The sequence below is a fragment of the Erythrobacter colymbi genome, assembly GCF_002155685.1.
Taxonomy (GTDB): Bacteria; Pseudomonadota; Alphaproteobacteria; order Sphingomonadales; family Sphingomonadaceae; genus Erythrobacter; species Erythrobacter colymbi.
The window spans coordinates 1-7,986 of sequence record NZ_MUYK01000045.1; the positions used below are offsets into that span (position 1 = coordinate 1).

Sequence of the window (7,986 nt, forward strand, 5' to 3'; positions counted from 1 at the left end):
ACTTCCTCGAAGGTTCGGGCGGTCGGATCATCACCGTGATGAGCCTTGCCGGCGGCCTCGTGGCCCTCGGTTCGGGCCGTTTCAGCCTTGCCCAGGTCGCCGTCCCGGTCGCCGTGGGCGTGGGTGCCGGCACCGGCGTTCCGATCGTCACCTCGACCGTCACCGCGACGATCTGAGGCGTCGCTCAACCAAAGGGGAGGGCGGTAAGTCATGGACCGGTACAGCATTCCTTCGCATCTCGACGATCCTGAACTCATCGGGTTCTGGACGCTGGATGAGTTCCTCGCGATGGCAGTTCCGTTCATCTGGGGCATTCTGACGCAGCATGTCGTGATCGGACTGGTGCTGGCGGTGCTTGGATGGTGGGGCTTTCGCAAGCTCAAAGCCGGTCGGGCCACATCGTGGGTGTTCCACATGGCCTACTGGTACCTGCCGTCGAGTTTCACCGGACTCAAGGCGACGCCGCCCTCCCATCTTCGCATGATGGTGGGCTGACATGGATCATTCCTACGGACTGGCGCAATCGCAGCGGGTGCTCAAGCAGCGCAATATGCTGGGCATCACGGCGCTCACGTTGGCAGGGCTTCTGGTCTTGCTGTTGATCTTCGGGTTCACGCGCGATCGCGAAATCGTTCTTCAACCCGTGCTGCGCAGCCCGCTGACAGTGTCGTCGAGTGGCGTCTCGAAGGAATATCTCGAGATGGTGACGCGCGACACCGCGCTCATCGCACTCAACCGCAGCCCGGAAAATCTCAACTACTGGATGGAGACGATCCTCGAAATCGCCGCGCCCGAGGCCCACGGGGCGCTCAAGCGTGACCTCATGAAGGTCATCAAGGAGCAGGGCAATTCGAGCATCAGCCAGTACTTCACGATCGGCGCGATCCGTGTCGATCCCGACACCCTGACATCGGAGGTGTCGGGCACGCTTCACACAGTCGTCGGGTCAAAGGCTGTCACGGCGGAGCACAAACGCTTTCGCTTCACCTGGAAGTATTCGGGCCTGTCTCTGCAGCTCGTCGGCTTCGGCATGATCTCCAAGGTCGAAGGTCAGGAACAAGGGGAAGGGGCATGATCACGCCTTTTGCATTGGGGCTCTTTGCAAGCGGGACGGCTCTCGCGGCCCGTCCGTTTTGTCTCAGCAGCCGCACCATCGGCGCTGGGCTGCTGGTCGCAGGCGCGCTCCTGATGACCTCGCCAGCGCTCGCAGACGAGACACTTCTTGCCACCGACAACAGCGAAGTGGCCTGCACGATCTCCAAATCGGGTCTCACGCGGGTCAGCCTCAAGGATGATCGCTTTGCCAGTGTCTCGAAGCTTACCACCGGCAATGAGGTCGACGATTTCACTGTCGTCAACGAGCCTACGCGCGGCGATATCTACATCTCTGTTCCTGAGGGCTTCACAAAGGACGAGGTCTCGTTCTTCGGCACAACGGCCAAGGGCTTCGTCTACAAGTTTGCCTGCCGTCTCGAGGGCGAGCGTGCCCATCAGGTGTTCGTCGAGAACCGCGACATCCTGGGCGAGCAACCCGCCGAGCTCGCGCGCGCACTCTCGCCGCAGGAAACCTCGGCGTCCCTCATTCAGGCGATGTACCAGTCTCATGCGATGGACGGATTCGAAATCCGCCAACCGTCGATGAGCCCGGTGATGGTCGGCTCTCTCAAGGTCCAGATGATCACCGAATATCGCGGTCTCAATCTGGTCGGCCGTGTGCTCAGGATCGAGAACACCGGGAAGGAAGCTGCGGTTCTAAATGAGCATACCATAGCGCCGAGCAATGCCGTCGCGGTCAGTGTTGCCAAGACCGAACTCGCCCGCGGCGAAGTCACCACAGCCTACATCATCACGCCATCGGGCCAGATCGCGGCCAGCACCGTGGGAGGACGTCCATGAACTTCAGCAATCCGTTCAAGCGCAAGCCCAAGCAGCTCGATGCCGATGACACCGTCGATGTCGAGGAGTTCGGCACCAATGATGCGGTCAAGAAGAAGCAGATGATGCTGATGACGGGAGCGGGTCTTGTCGCTCTGGTGGCTGGTTCGGCCTACATCTTTGGCGGCGATGCTGCCGACGAAGCGACGAAGGTTGCGAACGGTCAGGAGATCAAGGTTTCGACCGACGACATGGTCAACAAGAACATGGGCCAGCAGGAATGGCAGGCCATGTCCGAGGCTGAAATGCAGAGCATGCAGAACCAGCTTCGGGGCGTCGAAGGCCAGGATCAGCGTCTCGATGCGCTTCAGGCCCAGATCGCCGCTCTTCAGGCCGAGAACCAGTCAATGGCGACGGATGGCCAGCGGGTGGTCAGCGCCTACCAGACCGAAAACGACCAGCTGCGCCAGCAGCTCGCGCAGCGGGCGGCAGCCCCAATGCCGCCACCTGCAGGCATGTATGGGCCCACCGGCCCTGCAGCCGGACGCGGTGGTCCGCAGGGCGGGGCAGGGGCGGCGGCCGCTGCCGCCGTGGCTGGTTCACCCTATAGCCCGCGCTCGATCAAGCTCGTGGCTTTTGAAGGCGGGCCTTCAGGGACGGGAACCCGGATCAGCGGTGGTTCCACCAGCTATACGGACAGCCCGAACTATTTGCCGCCCAACTCGATCGCCAAGGCGCGCGTGATTGTCGGTGTCGATGCGTCGGCCGGTGTCAACTCGCAGACAGACCCTTTGCCCGTGGTGCTGCGGATCACCGGCCCGGCCCGGTCGGTCTACCGGGACGGCAAGCTGCTCACCACCAAGATCGAAGGATGCCTCGTCAACGGCGCGGCACGTGGCGATCTTTCCAGCGAGAAGGTCTATGTGAAGCTTCAGCGCATGACCTGTCCGCAGGCCAACGGGCGGTATGCGGTCTCGGACGTCAAGGGCTTCATCAGCTTCGGCGGCAAGACGGGGGTACGCGGGAGGGTGGTCAGCCGTGAAGGCGGCTTGGCAACCCAGGCGTTCCTTGCGGGCCTCGTGAGCGGTGTCGGTAACGCCTTTCAGGGCGCCAACCAGATCCCGCGCATTGCGCAGGACCCGGTGCTCCCGTCGGCCTCCGATGTCGGAATCCAGGCCATCGGCGGCGGCGCGGCAAACGCGGGCAGCACCCTGTCCCAATATCTCATCGAACGGGCCGAGCAGTACCAGCCCGTTATCGAGATGCCGACCGGCATCGATGTCGAGATCGTCTTCCTCGAAGGCGTCTTCATCCAGAACTGATCATCCCGGCCGCGGGTAGCAACCGAGGAGTTTGCTCATGCTCAATACCACCAACGCCGCCATCGCATCGATGTCGCTTCTGCTGGGCGCCACAGCTGCGACCAGTTCGCCGGATGTGACCGCTCTGCTCAAGACCCGTCTTCCCAAGACCGAGGTGACGGGGGTCGACTGCACCCGGATTGCCGGGCTTTGCGAGGTCACCGCGAAAGAAAACCTGTTCTATGTCGATGCGAGCGCCCGCTATCTCATCATCGGGCGGGTCTACGACATGGAAACCCGTCAGGATCTGACGGCAGCGCGCCTCCTCGAACTCAATCCCGACATGCTGGTGGGCGGCGCGGCCAAGGCCAACGCGCTTGCGAATGCCGGTGAGGTCGAAGCATCTGAAGGTGGCCGCGGATCGCGCAGCGAGCCCACGGTCTCCCGGCAGGTCGCGCAGAAGGTCGACCTTTCCTCGCTGTCCGACGCGGGCGCGATCGTCTGGGGGAAGGGCGGGCAGAAGGTCACGGTCTTCTCGGACTTCCAGTGCGGCTACTGCCGCGCTCTCAGCCGCGAGCTCGAACAGATGAACGTGACGGTGATCGAACGGCCGATCTCGGTGCTTGGCAGCCGGGACATCGCCGACCGCGTGCTGTGCGCCAGCGACCAGCGCGAGGCCGTGCGCGCCGCCTATGCGCAGATGCCGGTCAAGGCAGCGACCTGCGACACCCGAGGCCTCGACGAGAACGAGGCTTTCGCCCGCAAGCACGGCTTTTCCGGAACGCCCGTGATCGTGCGCTCCGATGGCGCCGTTCTCGAAGGATATCGACCCAGGGCGGCCCTGATCGCCTGGCTGAAGGGAGCGTGACATGAAGCGTAAGTCTCTGCCCGACGTGATCTGTCTGCCCCATGGCTCCGCCGCCAACTGGCGGCCGCCCCTGACCCGGCGGCGTGTTGCTGCGATCGGCGGCGGGCTGCTGCTCCTCGCTGGCTGCACGACGCTCGGCACCAACATCAACGGTAAATTCAATTGCGGTCCCGCAGGGGAGGGGTCCTGCTCGCCCGCAACCGTCATCGACGACCGCGCGCTTGCAGAGATCACCGGCGATGCCGGTTATGTTCCCGCCGGGCCCTATCGTCCTCCCTCGCGCGACATGCAGCCCGGCACCGTGGCGCTTGCCGCTGCCCCGCAAACGGTAGTCGTCCCGGGACAGCAAAAGGTGCTGCGCATCGTGTTTCCGGCGCATGTCGATCGGGCCGGTCGCTACCATGAGACCAGCGTTGTCAATGCGGTGGTGGACAATGGCGCGTGGATGCAGGCCAGCGCCTCGCATGGAGCTGCACTTGCGCAGACGGTCAACCTGACCGTCAACCCCGAGATCCTTTCGCAGCTTGGCGAGGAGGTGGTGACGTCCGAAGCTGGCGCCAGCGACAGCACCGCGCGGATCGGCCTCAATGATCCGCGTCTTCCTTCGGCCGAAGCGGTCGCTGCGGCGCGGGCACGCGCTTCCGCTAAAGCAGCGAAAGGCACAGCAGGCGCTGAGGGCGCGGCCGCGGCCACTGCGGTCAGCGGACCCAAGCCCTTCAACCCGGTGGTGGAGCAATAGTCATGGCTACTGCGTCACAGCCTGCAAGGAAGAGCTGGTTTGCCCGCCTGTTCGGTGACGAGCATGCTCCCGATGAGGGGACACCCGGCCACGGCGCTCCGATGCTTGCACAGTGGCTCCCCTATCGCAGCTTCGATCCCAAGACCGAGATTTTCTACCAGACGGATTCGATCGCCTTTGCCCTCGAAGTCGCACCGCTGACCGGCGCCGATGAACGCACAGGTGAAATTCTCGCGCAGTTCCTGTCCGAGGCGATGCCGCCGTGCTCACGGCTGCAGATCTTGTCGTTCCAGAGCCCGCGCGTGGGTCAAACAATCGCTCGCTACGCCTTACCGCGCTACGCGGCCGGCGGCGTGCACAAGAAAATCGCCGAGCACCGCTCGCGGATGCTGGGGCATGGGGCGTGGAACTCGCTGGCTCAGGACGGGCCCTTCCATGTGCGCCAGCACCGCTGCATCCTGTCTGTCTCGTTCAAGCTGGGGAAGGGCAGTGTCGAGGAACTGGTCACGGTTCGCGATTCCATCACTTCGCTGCTGCAATCAATCAATGTTGATGTCAGCCGCTATTCTCCGGTCGATCTGATCGCCCTCATCGACGATTGCGGATTCCGAGGTGATCTCGCGCGGTGTTCCGATTTGATCGCGCGCGGGATTCCGAGGTGATGGCGCGCGGTGTTCCGAGAATTGCGCGCGCAGCATTCCGATATGATCGCGCGCAGTTTGAGGTGAGGCTCACCTGATCGTTGGGGCATTCTTTCGACCGGATAACGGTTGGAGGAATGCATGCCGACGAGGAGAGTTACGATGCGCCATGTGCGCGAGATTTTGCGTCTGAGTCTGGACTGCGGGCTTTCGACGCGGGTGGTTGGCGAGCGGGTCGGGGTCGGACCGACGACGGTCCGGGATACGCTTCGGCGGTTCGATCGGTCGGGTCTGACTTGGCCAGTGCAGCCTGAAATGACGGACAGCGACCTGGAGTCCCGGCTCTACGGCGTGCCAGGGGTGAAGCCCGGGCGCCGCAAGTTGCCTGAGCCCGACTGGGCGGTGGTGGCGCGCGAGTTGAAGCGCAAGCACGTGACGCTGCAGATCCTGTGGGAGGAATACCACGCGGCGAACCCCGACGGCTATCGCTACAGCCGGTGGTGCGACCTGTTCCGGCGCTGGGAAGGCCGGCTGCCGCTGGTGATGCGCCAGAGCCATGCCGGCGGTGAGAAGCTGTTCGTTGATTATGCGGGCGACACGGTGCCGGTGGTGGTAGACCGCAGAACCGGCGAGATCCGCGATGCGCATCTGTTCGTCGCGGTGCTGGGCGGCTCGAGCCTGTCGTTTGCGTGTGCGACCTGGACCGAGCAGTTTGCTGACTGGGCCGAGGCTCACAATGCTGCCTTCGCATTCTTCGGCGGAGCGCCGCAGCTGCTGGTGCCCGACAATGCCAAGGTCGCGGTGATCAAGGCTTGCCACTTCGATCCGATGCTCAACCGCAGCTACACGGACATGGCTCGGCATTACGGGACGGCAGTGCTGCCGGCACGGCCGAGGAGGCCCAAGGACAAGGCGAAGGTTGAGGCCTGTGTCAGGATCGTCGAGCGCTGGGTGCTGGGCCGTCTGCGCAATCGCATCTTCTACAGCCTGGCCGAGCTCAACGCTGCCATTGCCGAGTGCCTTGCTGATCTGAATGAGCGCCGTGTGCTTCGCCAGTTCGGCCGCACGCGCCGCCAGCTGTTCGAGGAGGTCGATGCGCCGAACCTGAAGCCGCTGCCACCGGAGCCATGGGTTCATGCGCAATGGAAGCGCTGCCGGGTTGGGCTCGATTACCATATCGCGCTCGAGCAGCATCATTACTCGGTGCCGCACCGCTACGCGCGGCGCGAGGTTGAGGTGCGTTACACGGCCCGCAGCGTCGAGATCTTCCTCGGCGGCGAGCGGATCGCGGTGCACATGCGCGGCAGTGGCAATGGTCGGCACACGACCGTGCCCGAGCACATGCCATCGAGCCACCGGCGCTATCTCGACTGGACACCGGCAAAGATCCAGGAGGAGGCGGGCCGGATCGGCCCGATGCTGTCGCTGTTGATGGCGCGCATCATCGAGGACCGGCCGCATCCCGAGCAAGGCTACCGTTCGTGCCTGGGGATCATCGGCTTGTCCAAGCGGTTCGGCGCTGAGCGCCTTGAAGCGGCTGCGCTTCGCGCGCTGGAGATCGGCGCGCGCAATTATCCGTCTGTAAAATCGATCCTCGAAAAGGGGCTCGACAAGGTGCCCGTGTCCAAAGCCCCGGAGCGCGAGCCGATCCTGCACGACAATATCCGGGGCTCTCAATACTACCACTGAAAGGAGCAAGGATGCTCAAACACCCCACACTTGATCAGTTGAACCAGCTTGGCCTTATCGGCATGGCCCAAGCCTTTGCGGATCTGGATGGCAATGGCGATGCCGCCAGCCTGAACCACGCGGAATGGCTGGCGCTGCTGCTCGATCATGAAGCGACATGGCGCAATGACAAGCGCCTCGCCCTGCGCCTGCGTCAGGCAAAGCTGCGGCACCAAGCCGTGCCTGAGGACGTTGATTATCGCAGCGCCCGCGGGCTCGATCGGCGGTTGTTCGAAATGCTGCTGAAGGGCAGCTGGATCGCTGCCCATGAGAACTGTGCGATTATCGGACCAGCAGGGGTCGGCAAGAGCTGGCTGGCCTGCGCCGTCGGGCATCAGGCCTGCCGTGACAATCGCTCGGTTCTCTACACCCGCCTGCCGCGGTTGATCGACGAGCTGTCGCTTGCCAAGGGCGATGGCCGCATTGCTGCGCGCATGAAGAGCCTGGCCCGCGTGGACCTGCTCATCCTCGATGACTGGGGGCTTGAGCCGCTCGATGGCAATGCCCGCCATCATCTGCTGGAGATCCTCGAGGATCGCTATGGGCGCCGTTCAACGCTCGTAACAAGCCAGCTACCCATCGCGCGCTGGTTCGATCTCATCGGCGATCCGACCTACGCCGATGCCATCCTCGATCGGCTTGTCCACAACGCCCACAGGCTCGAGCTATCCGGGGAATCCATGCGGCGAAGCATCGCCGCTCAAGCCGCTTGACCCGCGGCAAAGCATAGTGCCACAACATACCAACGATCAGGTGCTTCACCTGCGCGCGATCAAAGCGGAACGCTGCGCGGCATCAGATCGGAATACATGCGCGCGATCGTCGGAATCCGCA

General features: G+C 63.6%; 9 protein-coding genes. All 9 read left to right on the forward strand.

Features of this window, described 5'->3' with window-relative positions:
* Nucleotides 1-210 precede the first annotated feature (210 nt).
* The 9 genes from traL to istB all read left to right on the forward strand — a co-directional run bounded on the left by traL (nucleotide 211) and on the right by istB (nucleotide 7,865).
* Nucleotides 211-495 (forward strand): type IV conjugative transfer system protein TraL, encoded by a 285-nt coding sequence (gene traL / locus BZF57_RS20380; RefSeq protein ID WP_066270727.1) that lies wholly within the window; start codon nucleotides 211-213, stop codon nucleotides 493-495.
* A gap of 1 nt (nucleotide 496) precedes the next feature.
* Nucleotides 497-1,075 carry a type IV conjugative transfer system protein TraE gene (locus BZF57_RS20385; RefSeq protein WP_086741188.1) on the forward strand — a complete coding sequence of 193 codons (579 nt, stop codon included), beginning with the start codon at nucleotides 497-499 and terminating at the stop codon, nucleotides 1,073-1,075.
* Nucleotides 1,072-1,896, forward strand: coding sequence for a type-F conjugative transfer system secretin TraK (locus tag BZF57_RS20390; protein WP_086741190.1), 825 nt, complete (start codon nucleotides 1,072-1,074; stop codon nucleotides 1,894-1,896). Before BZF57_RS20385 ends, BZF57_RS20390 begins: the two co-directional genes overlap by 4 nt.
* The gene (locus tag BZF57_RS20395; RefSeq protein WP_086741192.1) at nucleotides 1,893-3,197 is read left to right on the forward strand and encodes a TraB/TrbI/VirB10 family type IV secretion system protein; all 1,305 of its coding nucleotides are present in this window, start codon (nucleotides 1,893-1,895) and stop codon (nucleotides 3,195-3,197) included. Before BZF57_RS20390 ends, BZF57_RS20395 begins: the two co-directional genes overlap by 4 nt.
* Nucleotides 3,198-3,234: 37 nt before the next feature.
* Nucleotides 3,235-4,044: a DsbC family protein gene (locus tag BZF57_RS20400; protein ID WP_086741194.1), complete on the forward strand. Its 810-nt coding sequence runs from the start codon at nucleotides 3,235-3,237 to the stop codon at nucleotides 4,042-4,044.
* A 1-nt stretch (nucleotide 4,045) separates the two neighbouring features.
* Nucleotides 4,046-4,783, forward strand: a complete 738-nt coding sequence (locus tag BZF57_RS20405; RefSeq protein WP_086741197.1) for a hypothetical protein — start codon at nucleotides 4,046-4,048, stop codon at nucleotides 4,781-4,783.
* A gap of 2 nt (nucleotides 4,784-4,785) precedes the next feature.
* A complete protein-coding gene (locus tag BZF57_RS20410; RefSeq protein ID WP_086741200.1) occupies nucleotides 4,786-5,445 on the forward strand; it encodes a conjugal transfer protein TraC in 660 nt (219 codons plus the stop codon).
* Between the two features lie 141 nt (nucleotides 5,446-5,586).
* Nucleotides 5,587-7,113 carry an IS21 family transposase gene (gene istA, locus BZF57_RS20415; protein WP_162290999.1) on the forward strand — a complete coding sequence of 509 codons (1,527 nt, stop codon included), beginning with the start codon at nucleotides 5,587-5,589 and terminating at the stop codon, nucleotides 7,111-7,113.
* An 11-nt stretch (nucleotides 7,114-7,124) separates the two neighbouring features.
* A complete protein-coding gene (istB, locus tag BZF57_RS20420) occupies nucleotides 7,125-7,865 on the forward strand; it encodes an IS21-like element helper ATPase IstB (protein ID WP_086738086.1) in 741 nt (246 codons plus the stop codon).
* The last annotated feature ends 121 nt before the right edge of the window (nucleotides 7,866-7,986 follow it).

Bases quoted from the DNA above. Each gene is read 5' to 3' on its own strand.
- istA (WP_162290999.1), top strand. From the start codon at position 5,587: ATGCGCCATGTGCGCGAGATTTTGCGTCTGAGTCTGGACTGCGGGCTT.
- BZF57_RS20405 (WP_086741197.1), top strand. From the start codon at position 4,046: ATGAAGCGTAAGTCTCTGCCCGACGTGATCTGTCTGCCCCATGGCTCC.
- BZF57_RS20385 (WP_086741188.1), top strand. From the start codon at position 497: ATGGATCATTCCTACGGACTGGCGCAATCGCAGCGGGTGCTCAAGCAG.
- BZF57_RS20395 (WP_086741192.1), top strand. From the start codon at position 1,893: ATGAACTTCAGCAATCCGTTCAAGCGCAAGCCCAAGCAGCTCGATGCC.
- traL (WP_066270727.1), top strand. From the start codon at position 211: ATGGACCGGTACAGCATTCCTTCGCATCTCGACGATCCTGAACTCATC.
- istB (WP_086738086.1), top strand. From the start codon at position 7,125: ATGCTCAAACACCCCACACTTGATCAGTTGAACCAGCTTGGCCTTATC.
- BZF57_RS20400 (WP_086741194.1), top strand. From the start codon at position 3,235: ATGCTCAATACCACCAACGCCGCCATCGCATCGATGTCGCTTCTGCTG.
- BZF57_RS20410 (WP_086741200.1), top strand. From the start codon at position 4,786: ATGGCTACTGCGTCACAGCCTGCAAGGAAGAGCTGGTTTGCCCGCCTG.
- BZF57_RS20390 (WP_086741190.1), top strand. From the start codon at position 1,072: ATGATCACGCCTTTTGCATTGGGGCTCTTTGCAAGCGGGACGGCTCTC.